General features: G+C 56.0%; 16 protein-coding genes and 1 pseudogene. 12 read left to right on the top strand and 5 right to left on the bottom strand.

Annotation, left to right across the window (positions count from 1 at the left end; all coding sequences use genetic code 11):
• Positions 1-206 precede the first annotated feature (206 nt).
• From JMJ16_RS24930 to JMJ16_RS57255, 10 genes and pseudogenes are all read left to right on the top strand, one after another.
• Positions 207-1,382, top strand: a complete 1,176-nt coding sequence (locus JMJ16_RS24930) for a 2-isopropylmalate synthase (RefSeq protein ID WP_201385875.1) — start codon at positions 207-209, stop codon at positions 1,380-1,382.
• 247 nt (positions 1,383-1,629) lie between these two features.
• Positions 1,630-3,039 (top strand): 3-isopropylmalate dehydratase large subunit, encoded by a 1,410-nt coding sequence (gene leuC, locus JMJ16_RS24925; protein WP_236601676.1) that lies wholly within the window; start codon positions 1,630-1,632, stop codon positions 3,037-3,039.
• Positions 3,040-3,056: 17 nt separating this feature from the next.
• Positions 3,057-3,674 carry a 3-isopropylmalate dehydratase small subunit gene (gene leuD / locus JMJ16_RS24920; RefSeq protein WP_201385873.1) on the top strand — a complete coding sequence of 206 codons (618 nt, stop codon included), beginning with the start codon at positions 3,057-3,059 and terminating at the stop codon, positions 3,672-3,674.
• A gap of 238 nt (positions 3,675-3,912) precedes the next feature.
• Positions 3,913-5,001 (top strand): pyruvate dehydrogenase (acetyl-transferring) E1 component subunit alpha, encoded by a 1,089-nt coding sequence (gene pdhA, locus JMJ16_RS24915; RefSeq protein WP_201385871.1) that lies wholly within the window; start codon positions 3,913-3,915, stop codon positions 4,999-5,001.
• Positions 5,002-5,007: 6 nt separating this feature from the next.
• Complete coding sequence (locus tag JMJ16_RS24910) at positions 5,008-5,985, top strand: alpha-ketoacid dehydrogenase subunit beta (RefSeq protein ID WP_201385868.1); 978 nt, start codon at positions 5,008-5,010, stop codon at positions 5,983-5,985.
• Between the two features lie 234 nt (positions 5,986-6,219).
• Positions 6,220-7,512, top strand: a complete 1,293-nt coding sequence (locus JMJ16_RS24905) for a dihydrolipoamide acetyltransferase family protein (RefSeq protein WP_201385867.1) — start codon at positions 6,220-6,222, stop codon at positions 7,510-7,512.
• Positions 7,513-7,618: 106 nt separating this feature from the next.
• Entirely contained in the window at positions 7,619-8,986 is a 1,368-nt protein-coding gene (lpdA, locus tag JMJ16_RS24900; RefSeq protein ID WP_201385866.1) for a dihydrolipoyl dehydrogenase, read from the top strand.
• A gap of 106 nt (positions 8,987-9,092) precedes the next feature.
• Complete coding sequence (locus tag JMJ16_RS24895) at positions 9,093-10,184, top strand: Gfo/Idh/MocA family protein (RefSeq protein WP_201385865.1); 1,092 nt, start codon at positions 9,093-9,095, stop codon at positions 10,182-10,184.
• 36 nt (positions 10,185-10,220) lie between these two features.
• Positions 10,221-10,994: an SDR family oxidoreductase gene (locus tag JMJ16_RS24890; RefSeq protein ID WP_201385863.1), complete on the top strand. Its 774-nt coding sequence runs from the start codon at positions 10,221-10,223 to the stop codon at positions 10,992-10,994.
• A gap of 410 nt (positions 10,995-11,404) precedes the next feature.
• Positions 11,405-12,937 (top strand): annotated as a pseudogene (locus tag JMJ16_RS57255) (amino acid permease).
• A gap of 85 nt (positions 12,938-13,022) precedes the next feature.
• Here the strand turns inward: JMJ16_RS57255 and JMJ16_RS24880 are convergent.
• The 5 genes from JMJ16_RS24880 to JMJ16_RS24860 form a co-directional block, all read right to left on the bottom strand.
• Positions 13,023-14,870, bottom strand: a complete 1,848-nt coding sequence (locus JMJ16_RS24880; protein ID WP_201385861.1) for a dynamin family protein — start codon at positions 14,868-14,870, stop codon at positions 13,023-13,025.
• A 181-nt stretch (positions 14,871-15,051) separates the two neighbouring features.
• Complete coding sequence (locus tag JMJ16_RS24875) at positions 15,052-16,038, bottom strand: diacylglycerol kinase family protein (RefSeq protein WP_201385859.1); 987 nt, start codon at positions 16,036-16,038, stop codon at positions 15,052-15,054.
• Between the two features lie 158 nt (positions 16,039-16,196).
• Positions 16,197-18,809 (bottom strand): alanine racemase, encoded by a 2,613-nt coding sequence (gene alr / locus JMJ16_RS24870; RefSeq protein ID WP_201385856.1) that lies wholly within the window; start codon positions 18,807-18,809, stop codon positions 16,197-16,199.
• A 318-nt stretch (positions 18,810-19,127) separates the two neighbouring features.
• A complete protein-coding gene (gene dprA, locus JMJ16_RS24865; RefSeq protein ID WP_201385853.1) occupies positions 19,128-20,297 on the bottom strand; it encodes a DNA-processing protein DprA in 1,170 nt (389 codons plus the stop codon).
• A 98-nt stretch (positions 20,298-20,395) separates the two neighbouring features.
• A complete protein-coding gene (locus JMJ16_RS24860; RefSeq protein ID WP_201385851.1) occupies positions 20,396-21,988 on the bottom strand; it encodes a peptidase MA family metallohydrolase in 1,593 nt (530 codons plus the stop codon).
• A gap of 1,190 nt (positions 21,989-23,178) precedes the next feature.
• On the opposite strand from JMJ16_RS24860, the gene JMJ16_RS24855 reads away from it, so the two are divergent.
• Both JMJ16_RS24855 and JMJ16_RS24850 read left to right on the top strand, forming a co-directional pair.
• On the top strand, positions 23,179-26,175 hold the full coding sequence (locus JMJ16_RS24855) for a transglycosylase domain-containing protein (RefSeq protein ID WP_201385850.1): 2,997 nt from the start codon (positions 23,179-23,181) through the stop codon (positions 26,173-26,175).
• On the top strand, positions 26,144-26,341 hold the full coding sequence (locus JMJ16_RS24850; RefSeq protein ID WP_201385846.1) for a hypothetical protein: 198 nt from the start codon (positions 26,144-26,146) through the stop codon (positions 26,339-26,341). The genes JMJ16_RS24855 and JMJ16_RS24850 overlap by 32 nt, the downstream gene beginning before the upstream one ends.
• Positions 26,342-26,591 lie beyond the last annotated feature (250 nt).

The following is a 26,591-nucleotide window of genomic DNA, read 5'->3' as shown; positions in this document are numbered from 1 at the left end:
CCTGCTGGCAATCCCCGCATTCCGCCTCATGCTTAGCGTCTATGTCACAATGAAAGTAGGAGTCAAGAGACCGGTTTTGTGAGAATGATGGATGGCTTCTAGAGGTGCCTCTCACCTGCTGTCCTACCGCATATTTATCTACAAGCTTGTTATGCGTACCGCTCTGGTTTGATGGTTCGTCTCTCAGCACAAAGGAGTGACTTGGTATGGCTATAGAACCACGCGTTATCAAGTTTTACGAGACCACTTTACGCGATGGTGAACAAACACCAGGCGTCAATTACTTTCCTGAAGAGAAGCTTGCAATCGCGCAAGCTCTGGCCGACATGGGCTTTGATACCCTCGATTGTGGTTTCCCTGTCTCTTCCCCCGGTGAATTTGAGGCGGTCCGCATGATTGCCTCTAAGGTCGAGAACGCGGATGTCTGTGCCATTGCGCGCGCGCAGATATCCGATATCGATACTGCCTGGAATGCGGTCAAGATTGCCGCGCGCCCCGCGATCCAACCCTTTATTGGTGTCTCTCCCCTGCATCGCGAGATCAAAATGGGCAAGACGCGGGCCGAGGTCCTGGAGATGGCGCGCGTCGCCGTGGCCCATGCCCGCCAGTATACCGAAAATGTAGATTTCGCTCTCGAAGATACGACACGTACCGAGTACGACTTTATCCTTGAGGTCTGTGAGGCTATCATCAAAGAGGGTGTGCGCTTTGTGACCCTTTGCGATACGGTGGGCATTGCCCTGCCCTGGGAGTTTGGCAAGCTCGTCGCCGATATCAAGCGCGAATTCCCCCAGTGCCGCATCTCTGCTCATTGTCATGATGATCTGGGGCTGGCCGTTGCCAACGCGCTGGAGGGCCTGCGTAACGGTGCTGAGCGCGTTGATACAAGCTTCAATGGCCTGGGTGAGCGAGCTGGCAATGCTGCGACCGAAGAGGTGATCATGGCAGTGCGCACTCGTTCCGCCGCACTGGGCCTGGATGTGCATGTGGATACGACGAAGATTACCTCGACTAGCCGCCTGATCGCGCACTATTCTGGCATGGAGCCGCAATGGACGAAGAGCATTGTGGGCAAGAACGCTTTCGCGCATGGCGGTGGTATTCACCAGGACGGTGTGCTAAAAGACGCACGCACCTATGAGATTATGACGCCCGAGTCTATCGGTCTCTCCGCCGCTGATCGCCGCATCTTTGTTGGCAAGCTCTCAGGCAGAGCCGCGCTTGCCGCACAGATGCATGATCTTGGCTATGACCTGGAGAGAGAGCAGCTTGATCAGGCGTTCCAGATGGCGAAGCTCTTACTGGGTAAAAAGAAGACGCTCGAAGAACTGGATATGCGTTATATTGCCGAAACGGCTCAGGGACGAACCAATATCGCCTGAGCGCCTGTTGCTGTATATATGGTAATTGTAGGGGCCATGCTTGCATGGCCTTGTCCCGGCGAGCTTAGCACTATTAGCACTCTCAGCGCGAGGAGCCCAAGCCAGCTTGGACCCGACAATTTACTTCGCCTCCCCTTGCTCTAAACTACTTACTGCTTATCCGAAAACCCTGAGCGCGAAGCGCTAGACACGCAAGTGGCGTTGGGTTTCGGAATAAGATTTTAATGATCACCAATGGAGGGATGTGATGATGCCAAAGACAATGTTCGATAAAATCTGGGATGCCCACGTGGTTCGCGCCGTGTCGGGCGAGTCGACGCTGCTCTATATTGATCGCCACCTCGTCCACGAAGCGACCTCGCCCCAGGCCTTTGCTGGCCTGCGTACAACTGGCCGGACTGTGCGTCGCCCGGATGCCACCGTGGCCGTGCTTGATCATAATGTCCCCACGGTGACTGGGCGCCGCATGCTCGATGTCGTCGATAACGAGAGTGCGCTCTGTATCACGACCCTGGAGCAGAACGCGCGCGACTTTGGCCTGACACTCTTTGATATGCAGGACGCGCACCAGGGGATCGTACATATCATTGGCCCTGAACTGGGCTTGACCCTACCTGGAATGACCCTGGTCTGTGGCGATTCGCATACCTCGACGCATGGCGCGCTCGGCGTCTTCGCCATTGGAATTGGCACCAGTGAGGTCGAGCATGTGCTGGCGACGCAGTGTCTCTTGCAGAACAGGCCGAAGACCATGAATATTCGCATTGAGGGCCAGCTCTCGCCAGGCGTGACGGCGAAGGATGTGGCGCTCTACGTTATTGGCCAACTGGGGACCGGCGTGGGTACCGGGCATGTAATCGAGTTTAGTGGTTCGACCGTGCGCGCGCTCTCGATGGAGGGACGCATGACGCTATGTAACCTGGCGATTGAGGCCGGTGCGCGCGCGGGCATGGTCGCTCCCGACGAGACCACCTTTGCCTATATCAAGGGACGCCCCTATGCTCCCCAGGGTGAGCTCTTTGAGCAGGCGGTTGCGACCTGGAAGCTGTTGCCCTCGGATCCCGGCGCGACCTTCGATGCCGTGTACGAGGTGCATGTGGAGGGCCTGGCCCCCCAGGTCACCTGGGGCACAAATCCAGGCATGGTCGCCGATGTGAGCGGCGTGGTGCCCGATCCAGCCCAGGAGCAAGATCCCGTGAAGCGCCAGGCGATGGAGCGTGCGCTGGCGTATATGGATCTTCGGCCCGGTCAGCGGATCGAGGATATCCAGCTCAATACCGTGTTCATCGGTTCCTGTACCAACTCGCGTCTGGAGGACTTGCGCCTGGCTGCGCAGTATATCAAGGGGAGGCACGTCGCTCCCACGGTGCGCGCTATGGTCGTGCCAGGATCTATGCAGGTGCGCCGCCAGGCCGAAGAGGAGGGGCTTGCCGATATCTTCCGCGAGGCTGGTTTTGAGTGGCGTGAGGCCGGGTGTAGCATGTGTATTGCCATGAACGGCGACCGCCTCTCCGCTGGTGAGCGCTGTGCCAGCACCTCCAATCGTAACTTTGAGGGTCGCCAGGGACGCGGCGGACGCACGCACCTGGTCAGTCCTGCCATGGCGGCAGCCGCTGCCTGCGCCGGTCACTTCGTCGACATTCGAACCCTGGACTAAGAGGAGAAAGACATTCTATGGAACCATTTACCACGCTGACGGGCCTGGTCGCCCCCCTGGACCGCACCAATGTCAATACCGATGAGATTACGCCAGCGCGCTTTCTCAAGACCATTCGCCGTAGTGGCTTCGCGTCCGCGCTCTTCGCCAACTGGCGCTACCAGGGCGATGATAAGACACCCAACCCTGAATTTGTGCTCAATCAGCCTCGCTATCAAGGGGCTAGTATCCTGCTGAGTGACGATAATTTCGGCTGTGGCTCTTCGCGTGAGCACGCTCCCTGGGCCATTCTGGAGTATGGTTTTCGCTGCCTGATCGCGCCTAGCTTCGCCGATATTTTCTATAACAACTGCTTCAACAATGGCATGTTACCCATCACGCTAGATGAGGCCACGGTGCGCCAGCTTTTTGACGAGGTCGAGGCCCAGGAAGGCTATACCTTGCAGGTTGACCTTGCAGCGCAGACCGTGACGAAGCCTGATGGCGGCATCCTGCGCTTTGAGATCGATACCTTTAAGAAGCATGCTCTGCTCAATGGCCTCGACAATATTGGCTGGACGCTTTCGCATACTACGGATATCTCTGACTACGAGCAGCGCAGGCGCGAGGAGGCCCCCTGGCTCTTCGCCTCCTGATCGTTAATGCGATGTGCAAATTCTTTCGCGATGTGCAAATTCTTTCGCGACCTGCATAATCTTTCGCGATGTGCAAATTCTTTCGCGACCTGCATAATCTTTCGGGTAGGTGGTGTGGTGCGTACTGGCCGACCGGCGGTCGGCCAGTACGCACCACACCACCTACCCAGGCGAGCGCTGCAGGCGCGAGAAGTCATGCCAGCATGGACCCTACTTATTTCACTAGAAGGAGTCGCTCGTGACGACGCAACAGATAGATACTTCCCTGGTCCCCTATCAACTTCTCAATGAGGAGGGCCAGCTTGTTGGACCTATGCCTGACCTGGGTCCCTCGCCCTCTGAGACCCTCCTGGGCTTTTACCGCGCGATGAGCCAGGCACGTATCTTCTCGAATAAGATAATCGCACTCCAGCGCCAGGGGCGCGCTACCACATTCGGTTCGCTACTGGGTCAGGAGGCAACGGCTGTGGGCCTGGCTGTGCCGCTGCAGCCCCAGGATTGGCTTGCGACCTCCTACCGCGAGATTGCCTCGCACATCGTCAAAGGTGTGCCGCTCACCACCCTGATCTACTCTTTCCGTGGCTTTACGCCGACCTACCCCAGGGAGACCCACTGCCTCCCCATCCAGATCGTCATTGGAACGCAGATGCTGCATGCTGTAGGGCTGGCCATGGGCGCGAAGCTGTCGGGCGACCCGGCAGTCGCTGTAGGCGTCTGCGGTGACGGCGCGACCTCTGAGGGTGATTTTAACGAGGCGCTGAACTTCGCGGGCGTCTTTCAGGCACCCGTGGTACTGGTAGTGCAGAACAATGGCTGGGCGATCAGCGTGCCGCGCCATCGTCAGTCTGCCGCGCCCTCCTTTGCTGCGCGCGGTCTTGGCTTCGGCATTCCTTCTCATCTGGTGGATGGCAATGATATCCTTGCCGTCTACGACGTGATGCGGCAGGCCGTTGAGCGAGCGCGCTCAGGAGCTGGCCCTACACTGATTGAGACCCTGACCTATCGCATCGGTGCGCATACGACCGCCGATGATCCCACGCGCTATCGTGACGCCCAAGAAGTTGCCTCCTGGCAGGGAAAAGACCCCATCACACGCCTGCGCCGCCTGCTCTTCGCACAAGAGATGCTGACCGAGGCCCAGGACCAGGAGATGCAGCGTGAGCTTGAGGATGAGATCAACCGGGCTGCGAGTGAGGCGCTGGCGATGCCTCCCAATGCGCCGGAGGCCTTTTTTGACTGGATGGGTGAGGGGCTTTCACCACGCTTGCAGGCCCAGCGTGAGGATCTTCTCCACTATATGCGCCAGCGCCAGGATGGAAGGGAGTAAGCCACGATGCAGATGACGATGATTGAGGCCTTGAATAGTGCCCTGGCTCTGGAGCTAGAGCGGGACAAGCAGATTGTGCTACTGGGACAGGATATTGGTGCCAATGGGGGCGTCTTCCGGGTTACCGAGGGCCTACAGCGGCGCTTTGGTGAGCAGCGCGTCTTTGATACCCCGCTCGCGGAGTCTGCTATTATCGGTAGCTCGGTTGGTATGGCGGTGTATGGCATGCGCCCAATTGCCGAGATCCAGTTTGCCGGTTTCCTCTATCTCTGTATGAGCCAGCTTGTCACCCAGGCTGCGCGCATGCGTTTTCGCTCGGCTGGCGTCTACACCTGCCCCCTGGTGGTTCGCGCCCCCTATGGTGGAGGCGTGCGCACCCCAGAACTGCATTCGGACAGCCTGGAAGGGATTTTTATGCAGACGCCAGGCATCAAGGTCGTGCTCCCCTCCAATCCCTATGACGCGAAAGGCTTATTAGCCTCTGCCGTGGCTGATCCCGATCCAGTGCTCTTTCTGGAGAACATCAAGCTCTACCGCTCATTCCGCCAGGAGACGCCTGAGGAACACTATACCATCCCTCTGGGCAAGGCCGGTGTGGTGCAGGAGGGCCAGGACGTTAGCCTGATCGCCTATGGCGCGATGGTTCCCGTGGCGCAGGAGGCCGCCAGGCGTGCACAAGCAGAACTGGGTGCCAGCGTCGAGATTATCGATCTCCGTACCATCTGGCCCCTTGATGAAGAGACCATTGTCTCGTCTGTCGAGAAAACGGGGCGCGCCGTAGTGGTACACGAGGCACCGCGCGCTGGCGGAGTCGGTGCCGAGGTCGTCTCTATCATTAATGATTCATGTCTCTACTCCCTGCTCAAGCCTGTCGAGCGCGTGACTGGCTATGATACACCCTTCCCTGTGCCCGGCCAGGAGGATTACTATCTCCCCACTCCCGCCCGCGTCTTTGACGCCCTCAAACGGGTGCTCGAACCATAAAGCCTGAAAGTGGAGGCGCAGGAGGATTCCCACAAATTCCTCCCCTCAATCTGATAAAAGGGAGGTGCAGGAAGGTTCCCACAAATTCCTCCCCTCAATCTGATAAAAGGGAGGTGCAGGAGGGTCTCCCTCCTGCCGGGGCTCGGGGTGTCCCCGAAAAAACACTTTTTATTCCTCCCTGCTCGACGCCGCAGGCGTCGAGCAGGGAGAAGAGAAAATAATCGGAGAGAACCGATGGAAGAATTTCGTTTACCCGACCTGGGAGAAGGGATGGAGGAGGCCGAGGTTGTGCGCTGGTTGATACAGCCCGGTGAGACAGTCAAGTTAGACCAGCCAATGGTGCAGGTGGAGAGCGACAAGGCTGTGATGGAGATTCCCGCTCCCGTGGCGGGCAAGGTCGCGGAGATCTACGTGCCCGCGGGCGAGGTCGCGAAGGTAGGGGCGCGCCTGGTCTCCTTTGAACCTTCGTCACCTGCATCCTCTGTAGCTACCGCCTCACAGAGCAAGACCGCTCAGGCCACGCAGCCCGAGCGCGGAACATCCATCGCTGTTCGAGAGCGAGAGGCGCCGCACGATATCTCGCCTCAAGCTGGCAGGCTACGCGTTCTTGCCGCGCCCGCGGTGCGCAAACGCGCCTTTGAGCTGAACATCGACCTGGCACAAGTCCCGGCTTCGGCCTCGCATGGCCGCGTGACGATGCAGGATCTAGAGACCTTTCTTAAGCAGCCACGACAACAGCCGGAGACCAGGTCCGAGGCCGCCCCGCGCCCCGCCACGAATAGTTCCCGCAATGGGACTGTCCATATCGTGTCTGGCAGCGAAGCGGCGGAGGAGCGCCAGCCACTGACGGGCCTGCGCAAACGCATCGCCGAACGTATGGAGCTCTCCTGGCGCACGATTCCGCATGCGACCGCCTTTGACGAGGTCGATTGTAGCGCGCTGGTGGCCCTGCGTTCCACGCTCAAGCCTGTGGCGGAGCAGCGCGGTGTGCGTTTTACCTATATGCCCCTCCTCGTCAAGCTCCTGATCCCTGTGCTGAAAGAGTTTCCTATCTTTAATGCCAGCCTGGATGAGAAGAGTCGCGAGATCGTCTACAAGCGTGTTTATCATATAGGCATTGCGACCGACTCGCCTGAGGGCTTGCTGGTCCCTGTCTTGCGCGATGCCGACCACCTGACGCTGCTCCAGATCGCGCAGCGCCTGGAACACCTGGTCGAGGGAGCGAAGCAGCGCAAACTGTCTCTACCAGAACTCTCTGGCAGCACCTTTACCTTGAATAATGTCGGTGGGTTTGGCGGTAGTAGCGGCACACCTATTATCAACTATCCTGAGGCCGCCATTCTCGCCGTAGGGCGTATTCAGGAGAAATTGGTGCTGGTGGATGGACAGGTTCAGGCGCGTCCAACCATGCCGCTGGCGCTCTCTTTTGATCACCGCTTGATCGATGGCGCGCAGGCGGGGCGCTTCCTGGGGCGCTTGAAGGAGCTGATTGAGCAGCCACAACAGGTTATGCTGGATATGGTGTAACCACGCTTACTACTTATCCGAAAACCCTGAGCGCGGAGCGCTAGTCACGAGAGTGACGTTGGGTTTCGGAATAAGATCTTGAAGCGCGCTAGAAAGAGGTCTCTGTATGGTTGTAGGTGATGTAACCACCGCTGTCGATGTCCTGGTGCTGGGCGCGGGTCCCGGCGGCTACGTGGCCGCTATTCGCGCCGCCCAATGTGGTCATCATGTGACGCTGATAGATCCAGGCGCCGCGGGAGGCACCTGCCTCAATCGCGGCTGTATTCCCCTTAAAGCTCTGCTCTCGGCCAGCGAACGCTATAGCCAGTCTCAGGCAAGCGAGCTGGCTCCCTTCGGCATACACGTTGAGACAACGACCTTTGACTGGTCTACAATGCAGGGCTGGAAGGAGGGTGTAGTGGCGCGGCTCTCTAACGGCGTGCGCCAGCTCCTCACGGGCAACCGCGTGGAAATGGTGACCGGCACTGGCTGGTTTATCAATGAACGCGAGGTGCGCGTGGAGGGCGTCCATGGCTCACACCGCTTCAAATTTGACCACTGCATCATCGCGACCGGGGCTATGCCAGCGACAGTCGCAGGGCTGGAGTATGATGGGCGCGAAATTTTGTCGCCTGAGCAGGCGCTGGCTCTTCCCCAACTGCCTGAGCGCCTGGCTATCTCAGGTGATGACTATATCGCGCTCGAACTGGCGACGGTCTTTGCACGCCTGGGAACACATGTGACGCTCTATACTCCAGGGGAGCAGTTGCTTGCCTCCGCCGAGCCTGCGCTGCTGCGCCTGCTCCAGGCGGGACAGCGCAAGCAAGGCATTCAGGTCAAGAGTCGCGTTGACCCAACAACCATTACTGAGCGCCCGCTGGTACTCTCAGCTGGCGTTGCCCCCCGTGTACAAGATCTCCACCTGGAGGCGGCGGGAGTGCGTCTCAATGACCATGGCGGCATCGCTGTAGATTCTATGCTCAAGACCAGCACCGAGCGCATCTATGCCGTGGGCGATTGTACGGGCGCCAGCCCGCTAGCCAGTGTGGCTATGAAGCAGGGGAAGGTCGCCGCCGAGGTGCTCTCTGGCCAGCGAGTGCAGTTCGCGCCCCTGGTTATTCCGCGCGTGGTCCATACTCAGCCTGAATTTGCCTCCGTTGGCTATACGCTTGAAGAGGCGATGCAGGCGGGCTACAAGGTCAAGAGCGCCCGCTTCCCCCTCGCGGCGAATGGACGTGCCTTGACGCTTAACACCGACAATGGAGCCGCCTTTGTGATCGCCAGCGCCGATGACGAGGTATTGCTTGGCGCAACGCTGGTAGGGACGAGGGCTGGCGATCTCATTGGCCAGGTAGCTCTTGCACTGGAGATGGGGGCAACTCTCACTGATCTCAGCGAGATCCTCTATGCGCATCCCAGCTTGAGCGAGACATTGCTCGAAAGCGCGGAGGGGGCGCTGGGACACGCCATTCATATGCTGAACAAAAACGCCTGACCCTACAATTTGCTCTCGCACCCTCCTGGCTCATATAATAATCGTTTAATAGAAGTTTTTCTATTTTTCATTTGTACACACCAATCAGGAGAGGTGGCTATTTCTAATGGTCGATCTGCAACCAGTAAATAAGGTACGAGTAGGCGTTATTGGTTTAGGTTTTGGTGGGGAGACAATTCTGCGGGCTTATAGCAATCTGCCCCAGGTAGAGGTCGTGGCCCTGGCAGGTCTGGAGGAGGACCGCCTTGAGCTACTCGGCAAGAACTACCAGGTTCCTCATCTCTATCGCTTCTACGAAGAATTGCTTGAACGCGATGATCTCGACGCGGTCAGTATCGGTGTGCCGAATTTTCTGCATGCGCCAATTGCGCTTGCAGCCCTGGAGCGTGGGCTACATGTTCTCTGTGAGAAACCTCTGGCGCACACACTCAAGGATGCCGAGGCCATGGTTGAGGCGGCCACAAAGGCCAACCGCGTCTTACAGGTCGTCTTTAATCATCGTGAGCGCGGGGATGTGCATGTCCTCAAGCGCTATATCGATGAAGGGAAACTGGGCAAGATTTATTATGCCAAGGCGTACTGGATGCGCCGCCGGGGTATTCCAGGGGTTGGTTCCTGGTTCGTCAATAAGGAGAAGTCCGGTGGTGGCCCTCTCATCGACCTGGGCGTGCATATGCTGGACATGGCGCTCTATCTGCTCGATGAGCCTGAGATCAAGACGCTTTCCGCGACCACTTATAGTGAACTTGGGTCAAAGGGTGTGGGTTTTAATCTGAATGCAGGCAAGCACGAAAAATCGAATAACTATAATGTTGAGGATCTGGCGACGGCATTTATGCGTCTCTCAACTGGGGCTACACTCACTCTAGAGGCCAGCTGGGCTACGCATAGCAGCTTTGGCGATGACTATGGTATTATTCTTTATGGTACCGAGGGCGGCGCTGAGATCAAGGTCCAGAACTACTCAACCGAAGATACTCTACGCATCTACACGGATGTGGCTGGCGCTCCCGCCACTATCAATCCCAAGGTCTCGCGTGGCGAGTATCACCAGGCCGTGGCGCGCCAGTTTATCGAGAATATCAATAGTGGCAACTGGTCACTGCACAATGGCAGCGAAGGCCTGCGCCGTGCACGCGTCATTGATGCCTGCTATACCTCCGCCCAGCAGGGCCGCGAAGTCGCCCTCGATGCCTAATCATAATCTATGAAGAAACTTGAGGAAAACCACTACATGCAAAGCGAACCATCTATCTCTCGCACCGCCTTGATCACTGGTGGCTCTCGTGGTATTGGAGCCGCTGCTACCCTGGCCCTGGCTGCGCGCGGCTATAATGTGCTCTTCAATTATCGCAATAAGTCCGCGCGTGCCGAAGAGGTCGCGGCAATCGCTCGTGGGCTTGGAGTGCGAACCGAGACGCTTAGCTGTGATATCACACGTGCCGAGGACCTGGCCCGGCTCTTTAGCACATTGGGAGAACACTTTGGCTCGCTTGACCTGCTGGTCCTCAATGCTTCTGGCGGCATGGAGCGTGATCTCCTGACCACAAATCCAGATTATCCAATGGTCATCAACCGCGACGCCCAGGTGGCCCTGCTTGAAGGCGCGCTCCCCTATATGGCACAAGGTGGCGCTGTCGTCTTTGTCACCAGCCACTGGGCGCACCTGTATGGTCGCGTAAAACAGATTCCCAACTATGAGTCCGTCGCCGCCTCCAAATATGCTGGTGAGCAGGAGCTACGCGCGCGCCTGGCGGAACTGACTGCTCGTGGAATACGCCTGGTGGTCGTCACGGGCGACCTGATTGAAGGCACGATCACGCCCAAGCTTCTTGAGCGCGCCGCGCCTGGCCTGGCCGATGGCCGCCGTAACTCGATTGGCGCGCTTCCTACCGCTGAAGAGATGGGGGAGATCATCGCCGCCAGCGCAGTGGATGCCTCGCTTCCCACCGGCCATACCGTCGTGATTGGTGGCTCGCTGGAGGACCTGCTGCACCAGTGGGTCTAACTCCTTGCCCTGTGGCGCTTAGATAAGGGAAACAAGAATGCCGGTTGCAAACGCACACGTTTGCAACCGGCATTCTTGTTTCCCCTGAAAAGGAAAAGTGGGGAGTGCAGAGGGGCGTCAGCCCCTCTGCGTCCCTTTCCCCTTTCCCCTGAAAAGGAAAAGTGGGGAGTGCAGAGGGGCGTCAGCCCCTCTGCGTGCTTTTCCCCTTTCCCCTGAAAAGGAAAAGTGGGGAGTGCAGAGGGGCGTCAGCCCCTCTGCACTCCCCACTTTTCCCCTACCGCCGCAGGCGGTATGAATCCTTTCAAACGAAATTGAACAGAGCATTAGTACTATGTCGTATGAGTATGATGGAATTGGAGGGGATACGTATCTACTCGCATGCAAAATTGGATGGGAGGTTGTTTTCGCGCATGAATATCTTTCGTACCAAGTCTGTGGAGCAGTCTATACGCGACACCGAAGAGCCAGAACATAGTCTGCGTAAGACGCTTGGCCCGATTGACCTCATTGTCTTCGGCATTGGCGTCATCATTGGCACAGGCATCTTTGTCCTGACTGGCACCGCCGCCGCGAATTATGCTGGTCCGGGTATCGCCATCTCGTTTATGATCGCGGGCGTGGCCTGTGGTCTGGCCGCTCTCTGTTACGCAGAATTCGCCAGCTCTGTTCCGGTTGCGGGGAGCGCCTATACCTACTCATATGCTGCCCTGGGCGAGTGTATCGCCTGGATTATTGGTTGGGACCTGATTCTGGAGTTTCTGGTTGGGGCCTCTACCGTCTCTGTCGGCTGGTCTGAGTACTTCACGACCATTCTCAGGAGCCTGGGGATCATGGTTCCCGCTACTTTGACAGGGAAGGCCGCGCTTATTCCCGCGCTGCCGGGCCTGCATCTCAATCTCCCTGCGGCTGCAATTGCTCTGATCCTGACCTGTGTGCTGGTGATTGGCGTGCGCACCAGTTCGCGCTTTAACCTGGTCGTGACTATTATCAAACTATGTGTGGTCACCTTCTTTATCGTCTTCGGCATCTTCTTTGTGCATCCTCCCAACTGGACACCATTCATCCCACCTGCGCAAAGCATCGCTGGCAAAGGGGGCTGGCGTCGCCCTTTCTCCAACTGATTCTAGGTTTCCCGCCCCAGGCGTATGGCCTGGGTGGCCTGGTGACAGGCGCGGCTATCGTCTTCTTCGCCTATATTGGCTTCGACATCGTGGCGACAACGGCTGAAGAGACGAAGAATCCCCAGCGTGATATGCCTATCGGTATCCTCGGTTCGCTGGTTGTCTGTACCGTGCTCTATATTGCGGTCTCGCTAATCCTGACGGGCATCGTCTCCTACAAAACACTCAAGCAGTTGAATACCGCGGCCCCCATGGCGACCGCCTTTGAGGTTATTGGTAAGCCCTGGGCAGCGGGCCTGGTCTCCATTGGCGCTATATGCGGCTTAACGGCGGTCATTATGATACTTATGATGGGACAGAGCCGCGTCTTCTTTGCCATGAGTCGTGACCACCTGCTCCCGCCCTGGTTCGCGCGGGTGCATCCAAGTTTTGGTACACCCTATCGCATCAGTATCCTGACCGGCGTGATTGTGGCTTTCATCGCGGCCTTTACACCCATCGGTGATCTGGCTGAGTTGGTCAATATTGGCACCCTTCTGGCCTTCATTCTGGTCTCAGCTGGTGTCTTGATCCTGCGCAAAAACGCAGCCCAATATGCAGCGCTCCTTCCGTACGCCTGGAGTGCCCGTGGTCCCTATCCTCGCTATGCTGGTCTGTCTCGGCCTGATGCTCTATCTGCCAGTGATTACCTGGATCCGCTTTGTGATCTGGCTGGTGTTGGGCATCGCTGTCTACTTCCTGTATGGTGTACACCATAGCCGCCTGGCTAGAGTAGCCCGCGAGGAGGTTATCAGTGAGAAAGAGACTGTAGGGAGCGATTAGAGAACTCAAGGTAGGTGGGAAATGATGTTGTGGCCGCGACTGGCATACGCCAGTCGCGGCCACAACATCATTTCCCACCTACTATTTACAAACCCTGGTAATGCTGACGTGGCTCGACTACCGCGTGGTGATAGGCCATATCCTCTTCTTGTTCTACCTGTTCTGGCATCTCCTTAGCAGCGTTGGGTCCCTCGATATCTGTGCGCAGGTCAGCAATGCCCTGGCCTATCTCATTGAGGCGGGCCTGCGACATCTCGACGCGCTTCTGTTCGGTGCGCACAAAGCGTGTGTAGGGAGCGATAGATTCACGAACGCGCTGCATAGAGCCGCGCAGTTCGCGTTGAAACTGTTCCTGCATCACGCCATGCAGGCGTTTGCGTAGGGCCTCAATCTTGAGATCAAAGTCACGCTTGGCCTTCTTGCGCCGCGCCGGGATGATGTAGAGTCCCAGGCTGAGCAGGACCGCGCCTGCCAGGATGCCGCTGACATCCGCCGCCGCCGTGCCGACAAAGGCCACGATGGCCGCGCCCAGTCCGATGCCGCCCGCGCCCGCTATAGCTGCCTGGGTCACAGCAGATCGCAGATCTTGTGAAAGTTCTTCCGCCTCCGCTTGCCGGTTATAGGTCTGGACGACGCCATGCGCCTGGCGTGCTACGGCTTGCAGTAAGGCGCGGCGGTTATAATCAAATTGGCGACTGACCGAACCTATCATATCTTCGTCGCTGCGCACGCTCATTTGCCGCCTGCGCTCAAGGTAATCCATGACGTTCTGCCAGAGCTTATGTTCCTGCTCGACCATCCAGTCGATCAACTCCTGGACCGCGGCATCGATGCGCGTGGCGCTATCGCCGATGACTTCCTGCTCAAACTCCTGGCGAATGCGGTCGCTCTTGATCAGGTCAAAGATGCGTCCCAGGCGAATGGTGTCATCGAAGAAGTTATTCCCGCGCACATGCATATCCAGAACAATGTTCTCGATTTCGCCCAGGCGGTGCGTGAAGTTGCTCTCCATATCTTCCCGGTAGCGTTCGAGTTGTTCCTCAATAGTGTGGACGGTGCGCGCGTCCTCCGCGAGGAGCTTGCTGCGCTTCTCTACCGCGCTCTGTGTCTGCCCCAGGATGCGCTGCATGACGCCTAAGGGGCTGAGGAACTTGAGGCGAATGCGTTCATCGGCGTCCAGAGTCTGGAACATATACTCTTCTAGCTTGCCGAAGCGGCTCTCTTCCCATAGGGCAATCGCCTGCTCTCCCGCTGCCTCCTGCGCCTGGCGGGCCTTAAGGGCCGAGACGGGGAAGACCTCTGGCTGAAAGCCCAGTAGATGTTTGCAGTTGTCGTGAATGAAGTGCAGCAGCTTGGCCAGGTCTGCCTTGTTGCGCAGGAGGTCGATTTTATTTAAGACAATGATGACCTTCTTCCCCCAGGCGCGAATACGCTCAAGGAAGAGTTTTTCGCTCTGCGTAAAGGGACGGTCGACGGAGGTAATAAACATGATCAGGTCGCTACGTGGGATGAAATCTTCAGTAAGCTGTTCGTGCTCGCGCAGCACGGCATTGACTCCAGGGGTATCGACAATGCTGATATTCTGGAGAAAGTCGGCTGGATAGCTGACCTCCCGGATGCGATTCTCACGTTCATGAACTGTGTGCTGCTCATCATAGCGCAGAATGGCGATCTGGTGCGTCGTTGGAAGCACGCCCTCTTCCATGACTTCCCTGCGCAAGAGTGCATTGATGAGCGCCGATTTTCCGGCGTTGAACTCGCCCACAATGACTAGCAGGAACAGATCCTCCAGCGTTGCCGTGACCTGGCGCAGCGTTTCGATCTGCACATCGGCTCCAGCGAAGCCGCTCAGGCACTCCTGTAGCTCGCTCGCCAGGCGACGCTCCGCCTGTAATAGTTCCTGTTGCCGTTCGTGTAATGCTGCCTTTGCCATCTATCATCCATCCTCTCGCCTACAAGGAGTTGGTTAGCCTATAGCTCCTGAGTACATTATAGGGAAGACTATAAAACAATCAGAAGCGGGGTCAAGGGGCAGAGCCCCTTGCGGGGGTTGGGGTGTCCCCAAATTCTTTCCCCCTGCCGCCGCAGGCGGCAAAAACAAGTTGTACATGGCATTAGCCAGTGACTTCATCAATAAAGAGGCAGGCGGGCACATCTTCAGGTACAATCACGTTTAGGGCCTGGGGCACAATTTTGAAGATTGTAGGCTGCGCATCGTGTTCGCTGGTGAAGCCCAAGGGATCACCATCAACCTGGATGGCAATGGCATGCCTGGTGCGAATCTCTACCTCTTTGCATGTCTCATAGCGTACCCATTGCCGCCTCTGGCGTCGATGTAAAAGGACGTCTATGCCCATTAAAACTGTATTAATGAGGCTCTGACTACGTGCTATGCAGACATCTAATAGCCCATCGTTACACTTGGCCTGCCAGGTGTACTTGATGGCCCCGCCGTAAAGCTGGGTGTTGCCAATCACGATCTGTGTAGCATGTGTCTTAATTAATTCTTTCCCATCAATGTGAAGAGAGACGCGAAAGCCTTTGAAGGTCAGGGTCTTCCAGAGGCCAACCAGGAGGTAGCCCAGTACACCAAGTTTCTTGGCTGGCCTCTGTTCTACCTCGTGGGTGACCTCGGCATCCAGGCCAATGCCTACCATCAATAGGAAGTAACGCTCATTGACTTTTCCCAGGTCGATGCGCCGCCGCTGCCCCTGGAGCAGGATCTCGCGCGCCGCGCCGTTCTCCAGTGGAATACCCACCTCGCGTGCCCAGACGTTGACCGTTCCGTTTGGTAAGATGCCGAGCGCGGTCTCGCTACCCGCCAGCTCTTGAATGACCTCATTGATCGTGCCATCGCCGCCAATCGCGACCACTACATCGATGTTCTGCTTAACCGCCTCATGGGCAAAGCGCCCCGCATCTCCCTGCTGCTGCGTGAGTTGCAGATGGGCGTCCCAGCCCTGTGTCTGGAGAAACTGTACCGTCTCATCTACCTGTTTTTTATTGTTGACATAGCTGCCCGAGGTGGGATTAGCGATCAAGACCGCACTTGTGGGCTGAAATTTCTTCTTAGAGGAGGCTGATTGTAGTGGTTGTTGCATATATGTCTTTCCTTTGCGTCATGGCAAAGCTTCTTTATCATAAGTATTTCATTGAAGATAATCCTTGTAGATAATACGTTCCTGTTTGCCCTCTAGATTTGCCCATTAAAAATAAAACAAGAGGGGCTGTGCAGCCCCTCTTGTTTTATTTTTAATTCTTAATTCACGCGGGGGACGCGGGCCAGGATCTCGGCGACGACCTCGTAGTTGATTGTGCCGAGCCTTCTGGCAATCTCTTCGGCGGTTAGCTCCGCCTTGCCCTGCCGACCAATAAGCACGACTTCGTCTCCCATACGCACCTGGGGAATGGCGCTGACATCAATCATGCATTGATCCATGCATACGCGCCCGATGAGGGGGGCCTCCTGCCCATGAACGAGAACGCTCTCCCAGTTGCGCGGCGCTCTGCGGAAACCGTCCGCGTAGCCTACGGGCAGGACCGCGATGCGCGTGGGGCGCTCCGTTACATAGGTGCAGCCATAACTGATGCATTCGCCCGCGGGAACCATTTTCACCTGCGCGATCTGCGTCTTAAAGGAGAGAGCCGCTTTAAAGCCATCTGGTACCCTGACCTCTTCCGAGGGGTCCAGGCCATAAATCGCGATGCCGGGGCGTACCATCGTAAAGTGCGCCTCGGGGAGGCTGAGCGTTGCCGCGCTATTGGCCGCGTGTACCACTGGGGGGCATATTTCCGCCCGCTCAAGCAGTTCCAGAATGTGCTGGAAGCGCGCGAGCTGGATGTGGGCGTATGTCTTATCATCGGCGTCCGCGCTGGCAAAGTGGGTATAAATACCCTCCACCTCCAGTCCCTCTAGCTCACCTGCTTCGCGTACGAGGGCTAGAATCTCTTCTGCCTGCTCGCTACGGATGCCGAGTCGGCCCATTCCAGTATCGACCTTTATATGGACACGTACAGACTGGCGTAGCGCTTGGGCCGCGCGGGCGAGGGCCTGGGCCGATTCGCTGCTATAGAGGGTGATCGTGACGCCCAGGCGCACGGCCTCGCGCATCTGCCAGTAGGGAACGTAGCCGAAGATCAGGATGGGCGCGTCAATGCCAGCCTCACGCAGGGCGGCGGCCTCGCTAAGCGTGGCGACTCCGAGCATGCTCGCGCCGTTGTGCAGGACGGTGCGCGCCACCTTGAGCGCGCCATGCCCGTACGCATCAGCCTTTAAGCTGATCAGGACCTGGACCCCTGGCCCCACGATCTCGCGTATTTTGCGCACATTATTGCCAATGGCGCTCAGGTCGATCTCCACCCAGGTTGGGCGCTCAGTCTGTAAGACCAGGATTTGCTTCCAACCGGGTGTCTGGCGCACTAATTTCTCCTGCGCCTCCTCGGGATGGGCCATCAGCATCTCGGTGACGCGCTCCATACGCGTGGCCTCTGATCCCTTGAGCAGGACGACGTTGCGCTCGGCCTCGCCCTCGCGCTCTAGATATTTGCGTGCTAATTGCGCGGCGTCCTCGTGGGTGGAGACCAGCTCTATCTGCTCGCTCGTCAACCCGGCTCGCCTGGCGCCCTCTGCGATCAGAGCGGTTCGCTCGCCGCGCAGGATAAGATAATCGACCTTGCTGGCGGCCTGCTCGCCTATCTGCTCATACCAGTCATCCTGGTAGTAACCGAGATTAAGCATCTCGCCCAGGATGGCGACACGTTTGCCGCCTTCGTTAGTCAACTCGTCAAGGGCCTGAAGCCCCGCCAGGACGGAACCCGGTGAGGCATTATGTGTGTCATCCAGGAGCCTGGACTCATAGACGCCTGGAAGCGGATTGAGCCTACCTTCAATGGGGCTGAGCTGCTCCATAGCCTCACTGACCTCCTCCGCGCTCATGCCACATGCGCGCCCAATTCTATAGGCCGCGAGCATGGTGCCGATATGCTGACGTCCCAGCAGGCACGAGGCCAGGGTAAGCGTTCCCACCTCACCCTCTTGCTCCAGGGGAAATGAGAGACCTTCCCAGCCGACTCGGATTTGTGTCTCATCGATCTCGCGTATTCCGAGTGGACGAATATCTGGCGTGGATGAACCGCGTTGCTGCTGGTAGCGTTCTACGATCTTGACCAATCTCTCATCTGCGTCATTGAGCCAGAAGCAGCCCTCGGGTGGCAGGCTATAGAGCAGCTCGCTGAGCTCTTTCGCCAGGTGTTCAAGTGAGCCAAAGTATTGGAGCTGGACGGGAGCGACATTGGTAAGGATACCGATATGGGGTTTTACCATCTGGCATAGCTCATGGAGCTCGCCGGGGTGATCGCAACCTAACTCCAGGACCGCGTACTCATGCTGTGGCTCCAGCCGCCCCAGCGAGAGGGGAATGCCCAGCAGGTCATTATAGTTCTTCCAACTGCGAAAGGTGGCATAGTTGCGCGAGAGCACGCTGGCGATAGCCTCCTTCGTGCTTGTTTTGCCTACGCCGCCCGCGACGGCGATAATGGTTGGCTGCCAATGTTGTAAAATCTCGCTGGCATAGGCCCGTAGCGCCTGGCGTGTATCTTCAACCATGACAGTCGTGATCTGCTTCAGGCGCTCTTGCTCTGCCTCTGGCATACTTTCGATGTGGCGTGCCTCCACTAATAGCCCGGTTGCCCCTCGCTCGATAGCATCAAAGAGATAGTCATGACCATCCCCGCGCTCTCCACGTACCGCGACAAACATCTCCCCAGGCAGGATCTGTCGAGTATCATGACTAAAGCCCTGAAAACGCGTCTGCTTCTCTGGACTCTGAAGTCTGCCTTGCGTGGCGGCCAATAAATATGCCAGCTGTATCACATCTACCCTCCGTTGCTATTATCTATTATTCACCGAGACTGGTGGGAACAGTGCAAAGGGGAACGTCTCTGTCCCCTTTTTTACATCCTCGCCCTGCTCCTATTTTATTCTACCAATTTCCCAGCCTGCCGTGTGGCATGACTTTCTCGTGCCTACATCACACTTAACCAAAGTAGCATGAGGGAGGAAAGCCTGTGCCCTGGCAAGCCGGAGGCTGTATACAGAGTAGTTAGTGTGGTGAGTCCGTTTGGCCAGCCGGAGGCTGGCCAAACGGACTCACCACACTAACTACTCTGCGAGCGCCGCAGGCGCGAGAAGTCAAGATACTAAGATATAATGCATGGCACCCATATCCTTCACCAACCCCTTTAATTGGAGCATCGTCAGCGTCGCAGTAACGCTCGACGCAGGTAGCCCCGATTCGCGGGTGATTTCGTCGATATGTTTGGATTCATGGTTGAGTAGGGCCAGCAGGCTCTCTTCCTCGGCGTTGGCGGGGAGCTCTCTCTTGGCCTCGATATGTTGGGGAAGCATGTAGATATTGAGGCGCTCGATGATGTCTTCGACGCGTGTGACCAGGTGTGCGCCATCCTGAATAAGCTTGTTGACGCCCTCACCACCGGGAGAGAAGATGCTATGTGGCACGCCAAAGACCTCGCGCCCCTGTTGTAGCGCCGAGCTAGCTGTGATCAATGCCCCACTTCGCGCTGGAGCTTCTGTGACGAGGACGCCCAGGGAGAGACCCGCGATGAGGTGGTTACGCGCTGGAAAGTTTCCGGCATCCGGGCGCACTCCAAGCGGGAAAGCACTGATCAGCGCGCCCTGGCCCGACTCAATGATGCGCTTGGCCAGGGCGCGATTGCTTGGCGGGTAGATGGTGTCCAGGCCACTGGCGAGGACGGCGATGGTCCTTCCTCCGGTGTCAAGAGCCGTGGTATGGGCGACGGTATCCACGCCCAGGGCCAGCCCGCTCACAATGGTCACGCGCCCTCCAGTGAGCTCAGTAGTCAATTTCTCTGTGACTTGTCTACCATAGCTGGTCATGCGCCGCGTGCCCACGATACCGAGGGCGTACTCCTGATCATCCTCGTTCAAGTGCCCATAGATATAGAGCACAGGAGGGGCATACTCAAATTTACTCAGGAGCGGCGGATACTCTTGATCTCTCCAGGTAATCACGCGCATGCGGCGTTTCTCCAGGCGCTCCAGTTCCTGCTCTGGCACGATGCTGGTTCGCTGGTGCAGGAACTTCTCCGCGGTTTTCTCATCCAGCCCTGCGCTGCATAGCTCCGCGAGTCCTGCCTGCCATGCAGCCTGCATATCGCCCTGAAAATAGTCTTCAAGGAGGCGAAAGCGGACCGCGCCAATACCCATCACGCGGCTAAAAGCAATCCAATGCATCAATTGTTTCAACGGGAGCGTCTCGGAGGGGTAATAATGTTTAGAATACTGTTTGGCTGTCTGTGGGGTTTCTTCATGCACTTCCATCGTCTTCCTCTGCTTCTTACTATTTTTGTTAAAGCGGGTAGGTGGTACGGTCCCCCTGGTGGCCGGAGGCCACCAGGGGGACCGTACCACCTACCCGCTTATTCCTCATTTGTGAAGGAACCAAACTGTTCGCCTGCTCCAGAGTGTGGCAATCCTGGAGGTGGGAAAGGTGGTACTGCGTTGCCTGGTTGGGCGGGTGGCGTAGAGAGCGGGGAGCCTGGCTGTGTATAACGCCCAGGATTGGTATAGTGGGCGTAGGGATCGATGGGTGTGAACGATTGCGGACCAGGCCCCCAGTGGGCCTCGTCAAGAATGCGTTGTGCCTGGGCGATGGCCAGCTTTCGCTCCTGCTGGATGCGTACCTGCCTGCGGTAGATGGCGTAGCCTGCGAAGGCGAAGCCAGGCGAAACCAGGAGGAATATGCCCAGGACCAGGAGCAGTGTGCTATAGGGCACCAGATTGTTGCTGCTGGGGGTAACAACTTGCTTGGTCGGTTGTGGATCTTGTTTCTCCTGGTCTGGAGTGAGGATGGACGATTGATGCTGAGAGAGACGCCAGGCATTTTCGAGATGAGCCTCGTCCAGGCCCAGGCTTGCCTTCAAGTCCTCATCAAAGTTCGGATAGCTACTATTGCCCATATCTTTGATAAGCGTATGCATCTTCGCTTGCCCAAAGGTGTTATACATATAGGTGACCAGGTCCCAGCTTTGAGCATAGGCCAGGTAGGCCTGATTGCTATCGGAGGGGAAGCGGTCCTCGATCTCGCTCAGGCGTAGAATCTGGTTGCTTTTAAGGCCCTGGCGTAGCTGATAGGACAACTCGCCCTCGTGATACTCCTGGTTATAGACCGCAAGCCCCTCGTCGAGCCAGCGCGGAATATCGACGACGCCTCCATCTGTCAGCTCATGTAATACCAGGTGCGACATCTCATGTGGCATATCGCGGATAAGCGTGTTATCCTGAGCGTCTTCGACGACGAACATCCCCTGGCGAATATCGGGGAAGGCGATGCCTCCCACCCACTCCTCGGTATCAGGTGGGAGCGCGCTCTTAAATGCATTTGTATCTTTGTATATCCAGAGCGTGATTGATTTGGTCGGTGCGCCTCCTAGATTGCTAGTCAGACGCTTGACGGCTTTATCCACGCTGGCGCGCAACGCCTGAACCTCGGCGCCATCGCTATTATAATACTTGATCTGGAACTGCTGGACATCGGTCTCCTGCCAGGCGAAACGCTGGTCGTTGACGTCAAATTTTTGTGTAGTGCCAGTATGATCGGCGCCCGCGTTATCCTCTATCTCCCAGTGATAGGAGATGGGTGTGCCCGGAGAGAAGAAGTCATCCGCTTTCTGCATATCTTCATGCCAGGCGAGATGGACGCTCGTGCCAGGATTTGCGGCTGTAACTACGTGAACCTCGTCTCCATTAAGATAGGGAGCCTGGATGTAGAGGACGGCCTGCGTAATCTTGCCACCCGCGTCATTTGCTGTGAGCGAGAAATCGATGCTATCAGGGAAATGGACCTGCTGTGTCTGAGAGGTGATGGTGATGGCATCTCGTGCCACCCCGCTCCTGGCCAGCATAAGCGAAGTCATACTTAGTAATAAAGTAAAGCTCAGGGCGAGAGAGAGAAAGAATTTAGCGAAAGCATAGCGGTTCTTATATATATGCATACGAGGCGTAGGATGCATAAACCTGCTGGCTCCTCTCAAGATCTATAGACTCAACAATGGAAATATATCATTCCGCATTGTACCCGATTCTCCCCACTGCTGTATACTCTCTCCCCTTTTCTTGCTATTCCAAGATATATCATTTGATGCCTCTCCCACCACCTACCACAAAAAATGTGTAGGGTCCATGCCGGCATGGACTCCGATGATGCCCCTCTCACCACCTAAGTCCCTGATTTAAAGGTGTATCTTATCGTGTATGGCGTTTTATGATGTGGCGACGCTTCCACGGGAGAATCCAATGTGGCGAAAAGGTACCTGTTCTTCTGTATTCCTGCGATAAATCGCTTTGTGACCGGTTTGTGATTCCGCTGGCAAACTTTGCCAAATTGCCCGAACAGGCATCTGCGAAAGGCACGAAAGGTCGGTAGGGACGCGCTAGCCTCCCGATTCATCGTGAAGGTCCTTACCGAAATATTACTACCGCTATCACTGGATCCTGTGTCGGGAAAGCCAGCTTTCTCATGAGGCTGATCACTCGGTGGAGACACGCTAAGAATATAGCCATTTAGTACTGTTCTATCACTTTGGTGTATAGAAGACAATACGGGTATTTGGTTTGCTGACACCTACATGATTAGTACCATCCTCCTACGGTACATCTTGATATACTGGTTTCGATATATCATATTAAACATGATCAATATTTGAAATGCTGCTTTTGCATGTACCCGAGTGGGCTAGGGTGTTAACTTGCTTGTTATTGATCCGTTTTAGTATTTAATTGGTGGATATGTGGATGTTTATGTTAACCTATGCGGGACATTGCAGTGCCTCTCCGAAAACCTGAGCGCGTGAGCGCTAGCCGCGAGAGTGGTGTTGGGTTTCGTATAAGGAGGTATTGGTTGGAAGTGGAAATCGTGGGTTCTCCTGCAATCTCTTTGTTGATGACGTTTTTTCTTGTAATCGCTATGAAAATGCACGAAGCAGACGGACAGTCGCAGCACATACATACCATATACTACTTATCCGAAAACCCTGAGCGCGAAGCGCTAGTCACGAGAGTGACGTTGGGTTTCGGAATAAGATCATAAAGGTGGAGAAATGTGTAGTCTTTACCAACCCTATCTAACAAAAACGCCAAAATATCTAGCTTATGCCGTATGCGCCATCCGCAACAAAGCGCTGCTGACTGAGAAAGGGGACCTATGAGTAATAACTGGAATCAGCCAGGTATGCCGACTGATGCGTCACGTGATGGCTTGCCCAAGAAAACGGGGGGCCTGTTAAGTGGCTATCGCCAGCAGCAGCAGCCTGTCGAGCAACAGTCGCCCGCGTTGCCTGCCGGTGCTCCCGTGGGCAGACAAATGCCACCTCAGCCTGCTCAACCTACACAATTCTCGCCCTCCAATGGGCGCAATCCGTCCTCCCAGTTCCTTCCTGGGAGGACGCAGCAGGCGCCGCAACCGCAGATGCCCCAGCAGCAGCGCCCAATGCCGGCCCAGCCTCAGCAACAAGGCTGGATGTCCAATGCCATGAACTTTATGCGCCAGGTCTCCGGCAAGATGACAGCTATAGGACGCAACGGCTACGGACAGCCCGCGCCCTATATGGAGCGCTACCATGGGTCTCGTCCCCAGGCCATGCCGGTTCCTATGGAACAACCACGCCTGGAGGAGGCCACGCCCTGGAAGCGCTCGCTGAGCACACGCGTGGCCTACAAGATGCGCCGTCGCCGCGACCGCTGGCAGAGCCAACAGTTTGGCATTGGTAAGATCCTCGGTATCGTGGCCATCATCCTCGCGGTTATCGCCGTATTGGCGTCATCGACTGGCGGCGTTTTCGCCTACAACTACTATCAACAGGAGTCCACCCAGGTCGCCAGCATCGCCAACAAATCCAGCGCCCAGACAACACGTATTTATGACCGCAACAATCAACTGATTGCTGAGCGCTACAATAATCTGTCGGATAATAGTGCTGGACGCTCGACGCCTATCTCATATAAAGATATTCCCGACGTCTTAAAGGATGCACAGACTTCTATTGAGGATCGCACCTTCTGGGATAATGCTGGTATCGACCCGCAAGGTATCCTGCGCGCCGCCTCTTCCGGTAACGGTGGTGGTAGTACCATTACCCAGCAGGTGATTAAAAACCTATCGGGAAACGATCAGGCCAACTACACACGTAAGCTTGCAGAAGCCACTCTGGCCCTGGGTATGACGCAGCAGTATCCCAAGTGGAAGATCCTGGAGATGTACTTCAATAGCGTCCCTTATGGTATCCAGGACCTTGGCGTCGAATCTGCGGCTCGCGACCTGTTTGGTTTGCAACCCACGAATTGTGACAAGAACTTTGTCTGTACGCCTGCCGTTAAACAATTGGGTATTGACCCCAAGACGGGCAAGTATAATTCGATTGTCGCCCTGGCCCGCGCCTCGCTACTGGCAGGCATCCCCAACAATCCGACTATTTACGACCCAAGCATCAGTGATACCACGCGCCAGGCTGCGCTTGATCGTCAAAAGCTTGTGTTGCAAAATATGCAGACTGATGGCAAACTTCTCGATGGCAAACCCATCGATGATGATATGATCCAGCAGGCTGAGAAACTAACGGCCTCCTGGCAGTTTAAACCCTACCATCCTATCAAGAATGCCCCACACTTTGCTGATTGGGTTACCGTGCAGATGGAACAGATGTTGAATAACGGTGATCCTACAGGACAGACAGGCATTCGGACCTTTCTCTCTGGTGGTTTTAATATTAAGACCACACTTGACATGAATCTACAGAAGTACGTGGAGAATGCCTCAAGATACTTCATTACGCAGCCAACGTTACAGAAATTTGGTCTGGGCGCGAACACCTATCTGCGTCTGAACAAAGATTTGAATGTGAATGATGCTGCTGTAGTGGTTATGGACTCAAAGACGGGTGAAGTCCTGGCTATGAGTGGGAGCGTCGATTACTACAAAGATCCAAACAATAAAAAAGTTGCTGGCTCTTTTAATGTAGCGACAGCTACGCGCCCCCCTGGCTCAACCTTTAAACCATTTACCTATGCAACGGCCTTCCAGATGGGTTGGAATCCGGGGATTGTTCTGCCTGACGTTCGTACCTACTTTCCCAATGGAGCTGCTGCTGGCGCACAGAATCAAGAGCATGTGGAATTTCCATATGCCCCCGATGACTATGGTGGCAAGCCTAATGGGGTATCTGGTCCACGTGCTACTATTCGTCAGGACCTGGCAGATTCGTATAATATTCCTGCCATCAAGGCTCTGTCCTTTGCTGGTACTGATAATGTTTTCAACAATGCTCGTCTGATGGGTATTACTAGCCTTGATGCAAATATGCAGAAGCGAAAATGTACTAGTGCTATGGATTGTTACCACCTTACTCCAGGCTTAGGTGCAGTTGATATTACCCCTCTGGAGATGACTAGTGCCTATCAGACCTTTGCCAATGGTGGTGTGCATATGCCTTATCAGAATATCCTCGATGTCTGGGATAGTTATGGTAACCATCTCTTCCATCTTGATCCCACACAAGTAAAGGGAACGCGGGTCTTCTCCCCACAAGTTACTTACATGATGACTTCGGTTCTGGCGGATGAGCCGGCACGTTACTACGAGTTCTTGTATGACCACGATCTCTCATTCTATGATTGGGAGCCGGGAGGATCCTGCGCTGATCAGCACCCTTATCCTAGCTGTCCTACTCATCAAGTAGCGGCAAAAACCGGCACTACTGACGAATTTAAGGATAACTGGACTATGGGGTATACACCGAATGTTGTCGTTGGTGTCTGGGCTGGTAATGCCGACGACACATCTATGAGAGATGGTGTCGTCGGTATTACAGGTGCGGCTCCCATCTGGCATGCGGTGATGGAGTTTGCCTCCGGTCGCCCCTGTGCCGATATCAATGCGGATATGAATGTAAAGATCTCCTGCCCTGTCGCACGTTTCAATCCAGCTTCTGATGGCATGAACAGAGCTACCACCTTCTCGAAGCCTAATGGAATCACGATCGACTGTAACTTGTCGGCGGTTGATGGCTTGCTGGGTTCGGGTGGTAAATGTGATTGGGTCATCGATGGACAGGCGCCTACCCTTGCTGGTAAGACGGCTGTGACCAATGATCCTAATGGAGGCAATGGTGGTAATGGTGGAGGTGGCAAGAAGCGCCGTGGTTAAACGCGGTGCCAACGTCACCTACGGCGGCATCTCCCGCCTTGCCGGATGTGATACCGACTCCGCCCCCAACACCATAAGCAATCTTCAAAAGCAGGCTGGTTTTATCCAGCCTGCTTTCTTTTTATGTCTTCCTGGAAAACGTTATGCAGCAACCGTGGCACTATGATAGAGATTATCTGTGGGGCTTAGAACAACAATCTCTTGATTCTCACACGTTACACGCAAACAGCAGCCGTCCAGCGTGAGGACTGAGGTAGGTGCGCCCTTTAGAAGCACTACCTCAGTCCTCACGCTAGGCGGCGCGCCTCTCACGTCAAGATGTCACCCCCCTCGTGCATGGGCGTGCGCCCCCATACATATAAGCGTGCCCCTCCCCATTCACTCAATTTCTTCAATATTTCCTCTTTTACTTGACA

The organism is Ktedonobacter sp. SOSP1-52, from assembly GCF_016587395.1.
This window is presented reverse-complemented; position numbering and strand designations above follow the sequence as displayed.

Excerpts from the sequence above, each read along its gene's own strand:
- lpdA (WP_201385866.1), top strand. The coding sequence starts at position 7,619 with ATGGTTGTAGGTGATGTAACCACCGCTGTCGATGTCCTGGTGCTGGGC.
- JMJ16_RS24860 (WP_201385851.1), bottom strand. The coding sequence starts at position 21,988 with ATGCATCCTACGCCTCGTATGCATATATATAAGAACCGCTATGCTTTC.
- JMJ16_RS24910 (WP_201385868.1), top strand. The coding sequence starts at position 5,008 with ATGCAGATGACGATGATTGAGGCCTTGAATAGTGCCCTGGCTCTGGAG.
- dprA (WP_201385853.1), bottom strand. The coding sequence starts at position 20,297 with ATGGAAGTGCATGAAGAAACCCCACAGACAGCCAAACAGTATTCTAAA.
- leuD (WP_201385873.1), top strand. The coding sequence starts at position 3,057 with ATGGAACCATTTACCACGCTGACGGGCCTGGTCGCCCCCCTGGACCGC.
- JMJ16_RS24875 (WP_201385859.1), bottom strand. The coding sequence starts at position 16,038 with ATGCAACAACCACTACAATCAGCCTCCTCTAAGAAGAAATTTCAGCCC.
- JMJ16_RS24880 (WP_201385861.1), bottom strand. The coding sequence starts at position 14,870 with ATGGCAAAGGCAGCATTACACGAACGGCAACAGGAACTATTACAGGCG.
- JMJ16_RS24895 (WP_201385865.1), top strand. The coding sequence starts at position 9,093 with ATGGTCGATCTGCAACCAGTAAATAAGGTACGAGTAGGCGTTATTGGT.
- leuC (WP_236601676.1), top strand. The coding sequence starts at position 1,630 with ATGATGCCAAAGACAATGTTCGATAAAATCTGGGATGCCCACGTGGTT.
- JMJ16_RS24850 (WP_201385846.1), top strand. The coding sequence starts at position 26,144 with ATGGTGGAGGTGGCAAGAAGCGCCGTGGTTAAACGCGGTGCCAACGTC.
- JMJ16_RS24890 (WP_201385863.1), top strand. The coding sequence starts at position 10,221 with ATGCAAAGCGAACCATCTATCTCTCGCACCGCCTTGATCACTGGTGGC.
- JMJ16_RS24855 (WP_201385850.1), top strand. The coding sequence starts at position 23,179 with ATGAGTAATAACTGGAATCAGCCAGGTATGCCGACTGATGCGTCACGT.
- JMJ16_RS24930 (WP_201385875.1), top strand. The coding sequence starts at position 207 with ATGGCTATAGAACCACGCGTTATCAAGTTTTACGAGACCACTTTACGC.
- JMJ16_RS24905 (WP_201385867.1), top strand. The coding sequence starts at position 6,220 with ATGGAAGAATTTCGTTTACCCGACCTGGGAGAAGGGATGGAGGAGGCC.